Source organism: Microbacterium festucae (assembly GCF_025421715.1).
Classification (GTDB): domain Bacteria; phylum Actinomycetota; class Actinomycetes; order Actinomycetales; family Microbacteriaceae; genus Microbacterium; species Microbacterium festucae.
Window position 1 is genome coordinate 76,979 of record NZ_JAOEFC010000003.1, and the last position, 14,517, is coordinate 91,495.

The 14,517-nt window shown below is 74.1% G+C and carries 11 protein-coding genes; 5 read left to right on the top strand and 6 right to left on the bottom strand.

Features of this window, described 5'->3' with window-relative positions; translation table 11 throughout:
* Nucleotides 1-101: 101 nt before the first annotated feature.
* Together N3K63_RS10705 and N3K63_RS10710 are read left to right on the top strand one after the other, a co-directional pair.
* A complete protein-coding gene (locus tag N3K63_RS10705) occupies nucleotides 102-3,899 on the top strand; it encodes a methionine synthase (RefSeq protein WP_261580164.1) in 3,798 nt (1,265 codons plus the stop codon).
* A 62-nt stretch (nucleotides 3,900-3,961) separates the two neighbouring features.
* Complete coding sequence (locus N3K63_RS10710; protein WP_261580165.1) at nucleotides 3,962-4,432, top strand: hypothetical protein; 471 nt, start codon at nucleotides 3,962-3,964, stop codon at nucleotides 4,430-4,432.
* A 15-nt stretch (nucleotides 4,433-4,447) separates the two neighbouring features.
* On the opposite strand, the gene N3K63_RS10715 is transcribed toward N3K63_RS10710, so the two are convergent.
* The 5 genes from N3K63_RS10715 to N3K63_RS10735 form a co-directional block, all read right to left on the bottom strand.
* A complete protein-coding gene (locus N3K63_RS10715; protein WP_261580166.1) occupies nucleotides 4,448-4,852 on the bottom strand; it encodes a glucose-6-phosphate dehydrogenase in 405 nt (134 codons plus the stop codon).
* 115 nt (nucleotides 4,853-4,967) lie between these two features.
* Complete coding sequence (locus N3K63_RS10720) at nucleotides 4,968-5,351, bottom strand: VOC family protein (RefSeq protein WP_261580167.1); 384 nt, start codon at nucleotides 5,349-5,351, stop codon at nucleotides 4,968-4,970.
* A gap of 2 nt (nucleotides 5,352-5,353) precedes the next feature.
* A complete protein-coding gene (locus tag N3K63_RS10725; RefSeq protein ID WP_261580168.1) occupies nucleotides 5,354-6,385 on the bottom strand; it encodes a GNAT family N-acetyltransferase in 1,032 nt (343 codons plus the stop codon).
* Nucleotides 6,382-10,062 (bottom strand): ATP-binding cassette domain-containing protein, encoded by a 3,681-nt coding sequence (locus N3K63_RS10730; RefSeq protein WP_261580169.1) that lies wholly within the window; start codon nucleotides 10,060-10,062, stop codon nucleotides 6,382-6,384. Before N3K63_RS10730 ends, N3K63_RS10725 begins: the two co-directional genes overlap by 4 nt.
* Nucleotides 10,063-10,079: 17 nt before the next feature.
* The gene (locus tag N3K63_RS10735; RefSeq protein ID WP_261580170.1) at nucleotides 10,080-10,631 is read right to left on the bottom strand and encodes a hypothetical protein; all 552 of its coding nucleotides are present in this window, start codon (nucleotides 10,629-10,631) and stop codon (nucleotides 10,080-10,082) included.
* Nucleotides 10,632-10,696: 65 nt separating this feature from the next.
* On the opposite strand from N3K63_RS10735, the gene N3K63_RS10740 reads away from it, so the two are divergent.
* The 3 genes from N3K63_RS10740 to N3K63_RS10750 all read left to right on the top strand — a co-directional run bounded on the left by N3K63_RS10740 (nucleotide 10,697) and on the right by N3K63_RS10750 (nucleotide 14,184).
* Nucleotides 10,697-11,599, top strand: coding sequence for a 1,4-dihydroxy-2-naphthoyl-CoA synthase (locus tag N3K63_RS10740; RefSeq protein WP_261580171.1), 903 nt, complete (start codon nucleotides 10,697-10,699; stop codon nucleotides 11,597-11,599).
* Between the two features lie 8 nt (nucleotides 11,600-11,607).
* Nucleotides 11,608-12,726 (top strand): AMP-binding protein, encoded by a 1,119-nt coding sequence (locus N3K63_RS10745; protein WP_261580172.1) that lies wholly within the window; start codon nucleotides 11,608-11,610, stop codon nucleotides 12,724-12,726.
* A gap of 486 nt (nucleotides 12,727-13,212) precedes the next feature.
* Nucleotides 13,213-14,184 carry a 1,4-dihydroxy-2-naphthoate polyprenyltransferase gene (locus tag N3K63_RS10750; RefSeq protein WP_261580173.1) on the top strand — a complete coding sequence of 324 codons (972 nt, stop codon included), beginning with the start codon at nucleotides 13,213-13,215 and terminating at the stop codon, nucleotides 14,182-14,184.
* A 37-nt stretch (nucleotides 14,185-14,221) separates the two neighbouring features.
* Here N3K63_RS10750 and N3K63_RS10755 read toward each other — a convergent pair whose 3' ends face one another.
* Nucleotides 14,222-14,482, bottom strand: a complete 261-nt coding sequence (locus tag N3K63_RS10755; RefSeq protein WP_261580174.1) for a DUF4229 domain-containing protein — start codon at nucleotides 14,480-14,482, stop codon at nucleotides 14,222-14,224.
* Between the last annotated feature and the right edge of the window lie 35 nt (nucleotides 14,483-14,517).

Here is a 14,517-nt window from a genome sequence, read left to right on the forward strand (position 1 = left end):
TATTCCGGGCGCCCGGCCGAGTCGACACGTGTCACACCGATCCGACGGATGGTCACGTCATCGACGCCGGGCGCCGTCGCCCGCCGCCGTAGAATCGCGCCGTGACTTCGCCTCGCTTCGCCCTCGACATCGACGGCGTGCCCCGCCCGCCCCGCGCGCAGGCGCTGCTGGATGCCCTCGCCGAACGCGTCGTCGTCGCCGACGGGGCCATGGGCACGATGCTGCAGCGTCACGAGCTGTCGATCGAGACAGACTTCGCCGGGCTCGAGGGGTGCAACGAGATCCTCAACGAGACGCGCCCCGACGTCGTCGCCGCCATCCACGACGCCTATTACGCGGTCGGCGTGGATGCCGTGGAGACCAACACCTTCGGAGCCAACTGGTCGAACCTGTCCGACTACGGCATCGACGACCGCATCGCCGAGCTCGCCGAAGCCGGCGCCCGCATCGCGCGGGAGCGTGCCGAGGCGGCGGAGGTCGCCGACGGGCGGATGCGGTGGGTGCTGGGCTCGATGGGTCCGGGCACCAAGTTGCCGTCGCTGGGCCACACCACCTATGCGCACCTGCGTGACACGTTCGCCCTGCAGGCCGAGGGGCTCATCGACGGCGGCGCCGACGCCTTCCTCGTCGAGACCTCGCAAGACCTGCTGCAGACCAAGGCCGCCGTCAACGGCTGCAAGCAGGCGATCGTCGCGCGCGGCATCCGCCTGCCGATCTTCGTCGAGGTGACCGTCGAGACCACCGGCACCATGCTCATGGGCTCGGAGATCGGCGCCGCCCTCACCGCGCTCGAGCCGCTCGGGGTGGATGCCATCGGCTTGAACTGCGCGACCGGCCCTGCCGAGATGAGCGAGCACCTGCGGCACCTGTCGAAGCACTCCACCGTCACGATCGCCTGCATGCCCAACGCGGGTCTGCCGGTGCTCACCGCCGACGGCGCGCACTACCCGCTCTCGCCCGACGAGCTCGCCACCGCGCACGAGCAGTTCGTGCGCGAGTTCGGCATCGGCCTGGTCGGCGGATGCTGCGGCACGACGCCCGAGCACCTCGCCGCCGTCGTGGGGCGGCTGCGCCCGTCGCGGTCGTTGAGCGAGGGGGACGCGGGGGACCGAGACGCCTCGGGGGCGGTGGGGCGTTTCGACTCGCCTGCGGCTCGCTCAACGACCGGAGGGGCGGTGGGGCGTTTCGACTCGCCTGCGGCTGGCTCAACGACCGGGGGTGCGGCTCGCTCGACGACGGGGCGGGGCGGGGGTGCGGAGGTGGAGCCGGGGGTGGCGTCGCTGTACCAGCACGTGCCGTTCGCGCAGGATGCCTCCTACCTCGCCATCGGCGAGCGCACCAACGCCAACGGATCGAAGGCGTTCCGCGAGGCGATGCTCGAGGGCCGGTGGGACGACTGCGTCGAGATCGCGCGCAACCAGACGCGCGTGGGCGCGCACCTGCTCGACGTGTGCGTCGACTATGTGGGCCGCGACGGTGTCGCCGACGTGCGCGAGGTCGTGTCGCGGTTCGCCTCGGCATCCACCCTGCCGCTCGTGATCGACTCGACCGAGCCCGGCGTCATCCAGGCGGGTCTGGAGCTGGTCGGCGGGCGCCCCGTAGTCAACTCGGTCAACTACGAAGACGGCGACGGGCCGGCATCCCGGTTCGGACGCATCATGCCGCTCGTCAAGGAGCACGGCACCGCGGTGATCGCCCTGACCATCGACGAGCAGGGGCAGGCGCGCACCGCCGTCGACAAGCTGCGCATCGCGTCGCGGCTGGTCGATGAGCTGGTCGGCGACTGGGGGATGCGCGTCGAGGACATCGTCGTGGACTGCCTCACCTTCCCGATCGCGACCGGCCAGGAGGAGACCCGCCGCGACGCGATCGAGACCATCGAGGCGATCCGCGCACTCGTGGCGAAGTATCCCGGCATCCAGACCACCCTCGGCGTCTCGAACGTGTCGTTCGGGCTCAACCCCGCCGCCCGCTCGGTGCTCAACTCGGTGTTCCTGCACGAGGCGACCCAGGCGGGGCTCACGAGCGCGATCGTCGACGCGGCGAAGATCGTGCCCCTGGCCTCCCTGCCCGACGAGCAGCGCACCGTCGCGCTCGACCTGGTGTGGGACCGGCGGCGCTACGACGACGAGGGCAACCTCGTCTACGACCCGCTCGCGGTCATGCTCGACCTGTTCGCGGGCGTCGACACCGCCGCCCTGCGCGACCAGCGCGCCGCCGAGCTCGCCGCCCTCCCGGTGGGCGAGCGCCTGCAGCGCCGCATCATCGACGGCGAGCTGAAGGGCCTCGAGGCCGACCTCGACCTCGCTCGCGCCGACGGCATGACGGCCCTCGACATCATCAACGAACAGCTGCTGGAAGGCATGAAGGTCGTCGGCGAGCGGTTCGGCTCGGGGCAGATGCAGCTGCCGTTCGTGCTGCAGTCGGCCGAGGTCATGAAGACGGCCGTCGCCCTGCTCGAACCGCACATGGAGAAGGCGGATGCCGGGGGCAAAGGCACGATCGTGCTGGCCACCGTGCGCGGCGACGTGCACGACATCGGCAAGAACCTCGTCGACATCATCCTCACCAACAACGGCTACGACGTGATCAACCTGGGCATCAAGCAGCCGATCGCCGACATCATCGCCGCCGCCGAAGAGCACGACGCGGATGTCATCGGCATGAGCGGTCTGCTGGTGAAGTCGACCGTGGTGATGAAGGAGAACCTCCAAGAGCTGCAGGCGCGCGGGCTCGCCGGCAAGTGGCCGGTGATCCTGGGCGGGGCCGCCCTCACCCGCGCCTACGTCGAGTCCGATCTCGCGGGGCTCTTCGACGGCGAGGTGCGCTACGCGAAGGACGCGTTCGAGGGGCTCGCGCTGATGGAGCCGCTCGTGCGCATCGCCCGCGGCGCCGACCCGGCATCGGTGGGTCTTCCCGCGCTGAAGCAGCGCATCCACCGCGAAGGCTCGCTGCTGACGGTCACCGAGCCCGAGCACATGCCCGCGCGCTCCGATGTCGCCGCCGACAACCCGGTGCCGTCGCCGCCGTTCTGGGGCACCCGCATCGTGCGGGGCATCGCCCTGGCCGACTACTCCGCCTACCTCGACGAGCGCGCCACGTTCATGGGCCAGTGGGGGCTCAAGCCGGGGCGGGGCGAGGACGGGCTGTCGTACGAGCAGCTCGTGCAGACCCAGGGCCGGCCGCGGCTGCGCTACTGGCTCGACCGCATCCTCGCCGAGGGCATGCTCGACGCGTCGGTGGCCTACGGCTACTTCCCGGTGGTCTCCGACGGCGACGACCTCGTGGTGCTGCACCACGGCGACGACCCCACGGGGCTGCTCGGCACCCCGGGCCTGCTCGCTCCCGACGGCGGATCCGTCGCCGGGGCAGCCGGTGCTGCCGGGGCCGTGCTGGGCGGCGACCGGCTGCGCTTCCACTTCCCGCGGCAGCGCCGTGACCGCCACCTGTGCCTGGCCGACTTCGTGCGCTCCCGCGACGCGGGCGTCGTCGACGTGCTGCCGGTGCAGCTGGTGACGGCGGGGGCGGCGATCGACCAGGCCACCGCGAAGCTGTTCGCCGAAGACCGCTACCGCGACTACTACGAGCTCAACGGACTGGTCATGCAGCTCACCGAGGCGCTGGCCGAGTTCTGGCACGCCCGTATCCGCGACGAGCTCGGCTTCGCCGCCGAAGACCCGACCGACACCGCCGGCCTGTTCAAGCTGGAGTACCGCGGCGCGCGCTTCTCGCTCGGCTACCCGGCCTGCCCCGACATGGAGGACCGTCGGAAGGTGGTCGAGCTGCTGCGCCCCGAGCGCATGGGCGTCGAGCTCAGCGAAGAGCTGCAGCTGCACCCCGAGCAGTCCACCGACGCGTTCGTGTTCCACCACCCCGAGGCCAAGTACTTCTCGGTGTGACCTCGCGCCTCCGCGCGCCCGGTGGAAGGATGGCGGGAGCGAAGGCGTGCGAGGGAGGCTCCATGCGACGGCGGGACGGGCGGCGTGACCGGCGGCGCGACATGCGGATCGGCGGGGCGGTCGCCCTCGCCGCGGTGACGGCCGCGCTCGCCGGATGCGGGGGCATGCAGGTGTTCGGCATCGGCGAGACCCAGGCATGCGCGTCGTGGGTGGAGTACCTCACCGACGAGCAGATGGCCGAGGATGCCGACGTCGTGGCGGTCGTGGGCGAGGTGCGCCCCGACGGCACCGAGAAGCTGATGGGCTTCGACATGAACGCCTACGCCGTGACGGTCGAGAAGGCCGTGGCGGGAGAGGTCGACGCGGGCGAGGAGCTGCGGGTGGTGTCGACCGCCGACACGTGCGCCGCCCAGCCCTACGGCGAAGGCGACCCCATGCTCACCGGGGGCACGCTCACGCTCTACCTCACCGAAGACGGCGAGGTGCTGCGCACGCTCACTCCGTTCGCCGGCGTGGTCGTCGCCGACGACTGAGCGCGGCGCGGGGCGTCAGCCGACGCGGGTGCCGCACATGCCGCAGACGCCGCTCGGGGGCACCTCGACGAAGCACTCGGGGCAGAGGGCCGCGACGCGTTCGGGCACCTTCGGCGCGGCGGGACGGCGCTCGGCACGCTCGGCTCGTGCCCGACCGGAGGGTGCGCGCGCGGCACGCACCGGCGCGACCGGCGCCGACTTCACGGCGGGTCGGTGGTCGAGGCAGTAGAAGCGCACGAATCCGGCGGGGTTGTTGGGATGCCGGTGCTTCAGGGCCCACAGCTCGGTGCGCGGCAGAGCGACGGCATCCGCCCCGCATCCCGCGCAGCGGGTGGGCTCACCGGGCACGGCCTCGGAGGCGAGCACGGGGGTCTCGAAGGGGAGGGCGTCTCGCCAGTCTGAGGAGTTGGTGATCTTCACGGCGAGGCCCTTCCGTGGCGTCCGTCGGGAAGGATGCCACCCTTCCAGCATCGCACGTGAAGAGGGGCGCCGGGAGCCGTCCCCCTGCCGCGGAGGGTCATCCTCACGGTGAGGTTCAGCCTTCGCGGTGAGCCGACCAGCCCGCCCATCCGGCCGCATCGACGACGCAGAACCGGTTGCCCTCGGGGTCTTCGAGGATGACGTAGTCGGCGTCGGCGGGCCGCCCGTCCCAGTGCACCTCGCGCGCCCCCAGCGCGATCAGCCGGGCGACCTCGGCACCCTGATCGTCGGCGTAGAGGTCGAGGTGGATGCGCGGCGGCAGCGCGCGCTCGGACGCGACGGCATCCAGCGACACGCTCACCCCCGCGCCCTCCCGCGGGCGCAGCAGCACGAAGTCGTCGGAGCGATGCCCCGCGACGTAGTCGAGCGCCGCGCTCCAGAACGCCTCTTGGCGGGCGCTGTCGCTCACGCGGATGACGATCGAGCCGACGGCGAGCATCGTCAGCGCCCGCGTCTGGCGGATGCCGGGCGCCGGGCGATCACGCCCAGCCAGCGGTCGGCGGCGCCGGGCGCCGTGATGTCGGTGACCTCGATCTCGCGCCAGCCCGCCGCGCGGAACGCCTCGCCCAGCGCCTCGGCGCGCCAGTAGGTGTAGTGGCGCGGGGCGGCGAGCTTGTGGGTCGACCACCCGTCGCCGTCGCCCTCTTTGAACGAGGCGGCGATCGCGCCACCCGGGACGGTGGCGCGCAGGGCGGTCGCGAGCACGCCGCGCAACTGCGCGCGGGGCACGTGCAGTAGCACCGCGTTGGCGAACACCGCATCGTACGGGCCGCCGAAATCGGGGGCCCGCACGTCGAGCAGGCGACCGGCGTGCCCCGCGGCGCGCTGCAGCGTGACGAAGGGCGCCGCCGCGTCGGTGCGGTCGACGACCAGCCCGGCCGCCTCGAGCGCATCGGCGTCGCGGCCCGGCCCGGTGCCGAGTTCGAGCACGCTGCCGCCGGGTCGGGCCTGCGCCACCAGCGCCGCCGCCAGCGGGGAGAGGCCGCTGCCGATCGGCGTGGTCTGGATGTAGAGCAGCGCCCCGGCGCGGTAGGCGGCCAGGGTGAGGTCGGCGGGGTCGCCGAGCGGCGGCGCCGTGCAGGCGTAGCGGGGACGGTCGGCGGGGCCCACCGTCTCGAACTCGAAGCCGACGTCGGCGTAGAAGCCGATCGCCTCCGCGTCGGCATCCGTGCGCACCGGCAGGGCGCTGTGCGCGCGGCGCACGGCATCGATGAGCTTCTGGCCGATCCCCTGGCCGCGACGGTCGGGATCGACGGCGATGTAGCGCAGCACCACGGCGCCGCCGGTGACCGTCGAGGCCGCGAAGCCGACGATGCCGGGATCGAAGCATCCGATCACGTCGAGCCGGGGCAGCTCGACGTCGCGCACCCACGGCAGCGCATCGGCCTCGACGCCGGTCGCCTCCCACAGCAGCGGCCACAGCTCTGCAGAGCCGATCTCGTCGCGGGTGAGCGGCCGGATCGTGGCGGTCATGTCGTGACTCTAGCGAGCGGCGCCGACGTTGTCAGGGGTGCCGCCACCGGTCGGGCGCGGCGCAGCGACGACAGGGCCACGCGGCCGAGCACCAGCACGCCGATCACGGTCGTGATCGCGCGGAGGGTGTCCCACCCGGCCGTCGAGGTGACGAGCGAGTAGACGAGGAAGCTGCCGACGTTCTGCGCGAGCGGCGCGCCCGCGACGTAGGAGATGCTCGCCTGGCCGCCCACGGCGAACGGCCAGAACCATAGGTTCATCAGCAGCCCGAACAGGTACGACGCCGCGATGCCGTAGACGCACAGCATCGCGATCTCGCCCGCCCCGCGCACCCGGCGCGGCAGCAGCCCCGCACCCGCGCCCACCCAGCCGCACGCGAACATCTGGAACGGCAGCCACGGCCCCACCCCGCCCCACAGCACGGCCGACACCGCGATCGACGCCGCCCCCAGCAGCAGCCCGAACCGCGGGCCGAACGCCCGGCCGGCGAGGATCAGCAGCACGAACAGCGCTTCGACCCCACCCACGCCGGTGCTCGCGATGCGCACTGCCGCGCCGAGCGCGGCCAGCACCGCGAGGTGGGCGAGGGTGTGCGCCGACCGCACCGAGGTGTCGAGGGCGGCGAGCACGACCAGCACGGCGAGCGGCGCGATCGCGAGGGCGATGTAGGGCACAGCGGCCTGCGCCTGCGCGGGCACGGCGCTGGCCACCAGCGGCCAGCAGAACGCCGCCAGCGCCGCGACGTTCGCGGCCACCAGCGCGGCGGTGCGCCAGCGCGGTGCGGTGGGGGTGGGGCGGTGGGAGGCGTCGGGTGCGGGGCGGTGGGCGGCGCCGGGGGTGGGGCGGTGGGAGGTGTCGGGGTTGGGGGTGCGGCCGGGGGCTGGCGGAACCTGGGCATCGGGTCGATGGGCGGGCGGGGCCGCGGCGTGCGGGGTGCGGCCGGGGGTTGCCGGAACCAGGGCGTCGGGTCGATGGGCGGGCGGGGCCGCGGCGTCGGGGGTGCGGCCGGGGGCCGCCGGAACCTGGGCATCGGCTCGATGGGCGGGCGGGGCCGCGGCGTGGAGGGCGTCGCCCGACCCATCCGTCGGGCCCGTGGGGCGGGAGTCGTCTCGGCGGTCACGCGAGTGACCACCAGCCCCACCGATCCGACGGATGGTGTGGAAGAGGACGTGAGGGCGGGTGGCGCCGCGGCGCTCGGAGGGTGGCGTCTCGGGTTCGACGGGCGGGGCGTCGGGGGCGTCGGACGTGTCCAGGGAGTCGGCCGTGACGGCGCCGTCGGGGGCGTCGGTTACGGCTGGGACGTCGGTCGTGGTGGGGGCGGCGGCTGGCCCATCCGTCGGGCCGGTGGGGCAGCAGTCGCCTGGGCGGCCACAGGAGTGTTCATCAGCCCCACCGATCCGACCGATGGTGCGAAGGTCGGCCGGTGGGAGCCCGGTCGGGGCCGCGGTGCCGGCGCCGGAAGGGGCGACGGCGGGGGCGTCGGGGACGGGGTGGGAGGGCGCGATGGCGGGGGCGTCGGGGACGGGGTGGGAGGGGGAGAGGGAGCCGGCGGCGAGGGGGAGGACGCGGTCGACGATGGACGAGACGAACGCGGCGTCGTGGGTGGCGATGAGCACCGCGGCACCGGCATCGGCCTGGGCGACCAGTGCGTTCGCCACGAGCGCGCGGGCGGCGGGGTCGAGGCCCCGTGTCGGCTCGTCGACCAGCAGCACGGCGGGGTGCCGCGCGGTCTGCAGCGCGATCGCCAGACACCGGCGCTGCCCGGCGGACAGGTCGCGCGGATGGGTGTCCAGCAGGCGGGTGAACGTCGCATCGGCGGGCGCGAGCCCCAACAGCCCGGCGAAGCGGCCGGCCGTCGAACCGGCCGCCCTCGACCCGGCGGCGCGGGCGGCGCCGGGTCCGTGGTCGCCGGTGACACGGTGGTCGCGGGCGGCGCGGCGGTCAGCGCGGCGGCACTCGGCGCGCACGGTGTCGCGCACGAACAGGTCGTCCGAGGCGTCGGGAACGAGCGCCGCCGTGCGCTCGCCCGTCGCCAGAGCGATCAGCAGGCTCGATTTGCCGGCGCCGTTGGGCCCGGTCAGAGCGACGATCTCGCGGGGGAACAGCGTCACGGCCGCGTCGCGCACCGCCACATGCGCGCCGTGGCGCACCGTGATGCCGGCCCGGTCGAGCACCGCGGGCTCCGCCCCCGGCGCGGATCGGGAGGAGCGGGTGCGTGTGGCATCCGAGGGATCGCCACCGTGCGCCGCGGCCCCGTGCCCCAACCCCCCGGACGGCAGCCCTCCGGGCGCCACGGCCCCGTGCGCCGCGGCGCCGTGCCCCAACCCCCCGGACGGCAGCCCTCCGGGCGCCAACCCCCCGGACGGCAGCCCCACAGGCGCCACGGCCCCAGGCGCCACGGCCCCGTGCGCCGCGGCCCCGTGTCCCAAGGCCCCGTGCCCCAACCCCCCGGGCGGCAGCTCGCCAGGCTTCAACCCCCCGTGCCCCAACCCCGCGGGCGCCACCCGGCCGTCGGCGACGCGCAGCAAACCGTCGGCGATGCCCGCGAAGGCGTCGGCGCGGTGCTCTGCGACCACGACGCACACGCCCGCGGTGTGCGCCAGGGCGTCGAGCGCCGCCACGATGCGCGCGCGGGCCTGCCGGTCGAGGTCGGCCAGCGGCTCGTCGACCAGCAGCAGGATCGGGTGGTCGACGACGGCCGCCGCGATCGCCACCAGCGTCGCCTCACCCGCCGAGAGGCCTCGCAGGTCGCGGCCGAGCAGCGCCGTGATGCCCAGGCGCCCCGCCACCTCGGCCACGCGCGCGGTGCGGATGACGGCGGCGACCCCGCGCAGCTCGAGGGCCAGCGCGATCTCGTCATCGACGCGCGCTGTGGCGAACCCCTCACGCGGATGCTGGAGCACCACGCCCACCGTTCGGGCGGTGTCACGCGGGGGTGTGGCCGCGCGGTCGACGCCGACGATCTGCATCCGGCCGGTCAGCCACCCGCCGTCGAGGTGCGAGTGCAACCCGCTGAGGGCGCGCAGCAGCGTGGTCTTGCCCGACCCGGTGTCGCCGGTGAGCAGTGTCAGCGTGCCCGGAGCCAGCGCGAGGTCGTCGGCGCACACCGTCGCGGCGGAGCCTGCCGAGCCGAAGCCCGCCGCGGCCTGCTGCAGCACCACGGGGTGCGTGCAGTCGCCCTCGAGCCCCCGCCCCGCATACCCGCGCAGCTCGAGCGCGGCCGCGACCGCGGTGGCGCGCTCGATCGCCCGCTGCAGCACCGGCGCCAGCAGCCGCACCCCCGCGCGCTCGCCGCGCAGTCGGGCGGCCAGTCGCGCCGCGCGCACGGCATCCGCCAGCGACGGCAGCGTCGCCCACGCCACCGCCAGCGCCCGGGCGAGCCCGCGGAAGGGACCGGAGCGGGCCGCGCGCGAGAGCAGGCGCGCGATGTCGATCACCGAGCTGAGCAGCCCGAACGCGAGGATGGTCAGCGCGATCGGCACCGCGCTGACCGCGGCCGTCCACAGCCCGTCGACCGTGGCCGGCCCCAGCAGCTCGACGTGCGCGAACGGCGCGGGCAGGCGCCACAGGGGGAGGGGCAGCACCACCGCGCCGGCGCCGTCGGCGCCGTGGAAGAGCACCCGATAGACGACCCGGACGGCGATGAAGGCCGCGGCGAGAACCGCCGCGGCCTTCATCGGTCCGGATCGGAACCTCACGGGGCGGCCGGCGCCCCATCGAGGGTGAACAGCAGCTCGACGCTGTCGCCGGGGGCGACCTGTTGGGTCGCGAGGCCCTCCTGGGCGTAGTCCCAGTCGCCGCCGGCGGGCTTGACCCACAGCGACCAGTAGGCGAACGCGGCGGGCATCGCCTCGCAGGCCTCCACGTAGGCGGGGTCTTCGGTCGAGCCGACCGGCTCGGTCGCCGACGGCAGACCGTCGACACGGCACACGACCTGGTCGCCGTACTCGGTCGTGCCCTCGGTCTCGAAGCCGGCGGTGGTGAACGCGTCGCCGGCGGTGACGGCATCCGACGTCGCCAGGCAGTGCTCGGTCTTCTCGCCGCCCTCGAGCGCCGATGCGTCGACGACGAGCGTGACGCCCTCATCGTCGGTGCACGCGGCGTCGGTGACGACCGACGCCGCAGTCGTCGGCGACGGCGTGGTGGTGGCGGAGCCGGCGGGGGCCGCCGAACCGGAACAGGCGGACAGGCCGAAGGCGAGGGCCGCCGTGGCGGCGAGCGTCAGGATGCGGGAAGTCGTGGTCACGCGTCCCAGGCTAGAGGCAGGCCCGAGCCCCCCGTGCGCGTGTGACGCCCGCGTAGGCTGGGCGGGTGACCGTCTCCGACCTGTTCGACCCCGCCGAGTGGGTGCTCGCGCCCGGCGCCGAGGACTACACCGACATCACCGCGCACGTCTCCGTCGACGGCGGCGTCGCCCGCATCGCGTTCGACCGGCCCGAGGTGCGCAACGCGTTCCGCCCGCACACGGTCGACGAGCTGTACCGCGCGCTCGACATCGCCCGGCAGAACCCGCGCATCGGCGTCGTGCTGCTCACCGGCAACGGGCCCAGCGCGAAGGACGGCGGCTGGGCGTTCTGCTCCGGCGGCGACCAGCGCATCCGGGGCCGCGACGGCTACAAGTACAGCGACGACGAGGCATCCGTCGCCGACCCGGCCCGTGCCGGGCGCCTGCACATCCTCGAGGTGCAGCGACTCATCCGCTTCATGCCCAAGGTCGTCATCGCCGTCGTGCCCGGGTGGGCGGCCGGCGGCGGACACTCGCTGCACGTCGTGTGCGATCTGACCGTGGCATCCGCCGAACACGGCCGTTTCAAGCAGACCGACGCCGACGTCGGCTCGTTCGACGCCGGGTACGGCTCGGCGTACATGGCTCGGCAGGTGGGGCAGAAGTTCGCGCGCGAGGTGTTCTTCCTCGCCGAGGAGTACTCGGCCCAGCGCGCCTACGAGATGGGCGCCGTCAACCGGGTCGTGCCCCACGCCGACCTCGAGCGCGAGGCGCTCGCGATGGCCCGCACCATCCTCACCAAGTCGCCCACGGCGATCCGGATGCTGAAGTTCGCGTTCAACGCCGTCGACGACGGCATGGTCGGCCAGCAGGTGTTCGCCGGCGAGGCCACGCGCCTGGCCTACGGCACCGACGAAGCCGTCGAAGGGCGCGACTCGTTCCTCGAGAAGCGCGCCCCCGACTGGTCGGCGTTCCCGTACCACTTCTGAGGCCGACGATGCACGCCACCGAGGTGCTGCGCGGACTGCGCGCCGTCATCGACGGAGCCGGGCCCGCGCTGCGACTGGGCGCCTCCGACGACGACGCGCCGCTGCCGGTGCCGCCCGGCACCGCCGTTGTTGTGACCACCTCGGGCTCGACCGGCTACCCCAAGAGCGTCGTGCTGAGCCGGTCGGCGCTCATCGCGAGCGTGACCGCCACCGCCGAGCGCATCGGAGAGGGGCGGTGGCTGCTGGCGCTGCCGGCCACCTACATCGCCGGCGTGCAGGTGCTGGTGCGGAGCCTCATGGCCGGGCACGAGCCGGCGCTGCTGTCGGGCTCGTTCACCGCGGGCGGCTTCGCCGCGCTCGCCGCGACCATGCGCTCGCGCATCGGCGACACCGCCGTGCCCACCTACACCTCCCTCGTGCCGGCGCAGATGCAGACCCTGCTCGACGCCGAAGACGCCGGCACCGACACCGGGTTGGCCGGCTTCGCCGCCGTGCTCGTCGGTGGGCAGGCCCTTCCGCCTGCCCTCGCCGAACGCGCCGCCGCCGCGGGCGTGCGCATCGTGCGCACCTACGGATCGAGCGAGACCGCCGGCGGATGCGTGTACGACGGCGTGCCGCTGCCCGGAGTGCGCGTGCGCATCGCCGACGGCGAGGTGCAGCTGACGGGGCCGATGCTCGCCGACGGCTATCTGGGCGATTCCGAGCGCACCGCCGCCGCGTTCGTGCCCGATGCCGACGGCATCCGCTGGTATCGCACCGGCGACGCGGGAGTGCTGGATGACGGGGTGCTGCGGGTGACCGGGCGCCGCGACAACGTGATCGTCTCGGGCGGCGTCAACATCTCCCTCGACCGGGTGGAGCAGGCCGTGCGGGCGCTGCCCGGCCTGGCCGGCGCCGTCGTGGTGCCCGTGCCCGACGAGCGGTGGGGGGAGGCGTCGGTGGTGGCCCTGGATGCCGCCGCGCGCGCCGCGCACACCGACCCGCTCGCACTGGTTCGCGAGGCCGTCGGAGCCGAGCTCGGCGCACCCGCCCGCCCTCGTGCGGTGCTGCCGGTGGACGTGATCCCGGTGCTCCCCAACGGCAAGCCCGACCGCGTCGCCCTGCGCGCCCTCGCCCTCCGGGCCTGAGCTTCGGCGGGTCGGGGCTCCGGGGCTCCGGGGCCGCACCATCCGTCGGATCGGTGGGGCTGGTGGTTGCTCCTATGGCTGCGGACGCTACTTCTGCCCCACGGTCCCGACGGATGGTGCGCCGCCGGGGCCCGGGCGGGTGGGCGGGCGGTGGCTGGTGGTCCGACCCCGGGTGGGCCGGGTACGCCGCCCGACCGGGCTCGCGGCGCCCGCCTCCGAAGCGCCGGGCGAACCATCCGTCGGACCGGTGGGGCTGGTGGTTGCTCCTGTGGCCGCGGACGCTACTTCCGCTCCACGGACCCGACCGATGGTGCGGTGGCTGCGCCATCGAGTCCCACCGACCCACCGACCCACCGCCCCACCGGCCCACCGCCCGCCCGACCCACCGCCCCGCCCGCCGCCCGCCCCATCGGCCCACCGCCCCACCGCGCCCACGGGGGCGGGGGCGGCGGGCGGGGGCGGCGCGCGGATCTAGGATGAACCTTCGTGGCAGGACGCACGAAGAAGAAGCACGGGCCGAAGAAGCAGCGGCATCACGGCAACCCGCAGAAGGCGCACGAGTCGCAAGACCCCAGCCGGGTCGAGCCGGCGACCCTGGGTGACTGGATCGGCGCGGCGCGCCTGCGCACCCTGCCGCTGGCGATCACGCCCATCCTCATCGGCACCGGCGCGGCCCTGATCGTCGAGGGCCCGTTCCACTGGGTCATCGCCCTCTGCTGCCTCATCGTCGCCCTGGCGCTGCAGATCGGCGTCAACTACGCCAACGACTATAGCGACGGCATCCGCGGCACCGACGACCACCGCGTGGGCCCCGCCCGCCTCACCGCGTCGCGCAAGGCGTCGCCGCGCGCCGTGCTCGCGGTGGCCCTGGCGTTCTTCGGCATCGCGGCCGTCACGGGCCTGGCGATCGTCGTGCGCACCGGGCACTGGTGGATGCTGGCCGTCGGGGCGGTGTGCATCGTCGCGGCCTGGTTCTACACGGGCGGCAAGCGCCCCTACGGCTATTACGGCTTCGGCGAGGTCGTGGTGTTCGTCTTCTTCGGGCTTGTCGCCACCGTCGGCACCACGTTCGTGCAGGTCGGGTTCGTGCCCGACGAGGCGTGGGTGGGCGGTGTCGCGGCGGGCATGTTCGCGTGCGCCGTGCTCGTGGCCAACAACCTGCGCGACATCGACCAGGACCGCGTCGCGGGCAAGCGCACGCTGACGGTGCTGATCGGCCGCCGCTGGTCGCAGATCCTGTTCACCGTGCTCGTGACGGCGCCCTTCGCCCTGGTGCTGCTGCTGGCGCCGTTCTACCCGATCGCCTGGCTGGTGCTGCTGGGGCTCATCCCCGCCGCGGCGGCGGTGCTGATCGTGTGGACCTACCGGCTGCCGCGCGAACTGGTCGTCGCCCTGTCGGTGACCTCGCTCACCTCGGTCGCCTACGGCGCGCTGCTGTTCTGGGCGTTCGCGGGCTGACCGCGACCCACGCCCACCAGACCGCGTCGGCGGGCGATCAGGCGTCTTCGGCGGCGGCGTCGTCTTCGGCGACGGTGCGGCGGGTGCGTGCCGCGCGGCGCTCTTCGAGGTCGCCGGCCATCTCTTCGCGCGGGCGGCGCAGCAGCAGCATCGACAGGCTCAGTCCGATGAGGGCGGCGAAGATCGCCGCCAGCCAGTAGTACTCGCGCAGGATCGGGAACAGCATCATGATCCCGAACGGCACGAGGAAGGCGAGCAGACGCAGCACCGTGAACACGGCGGTCGAACGGATGCGCATCATTCCAGTCTAGGCGGGCTCTCGGATGCCGTTCC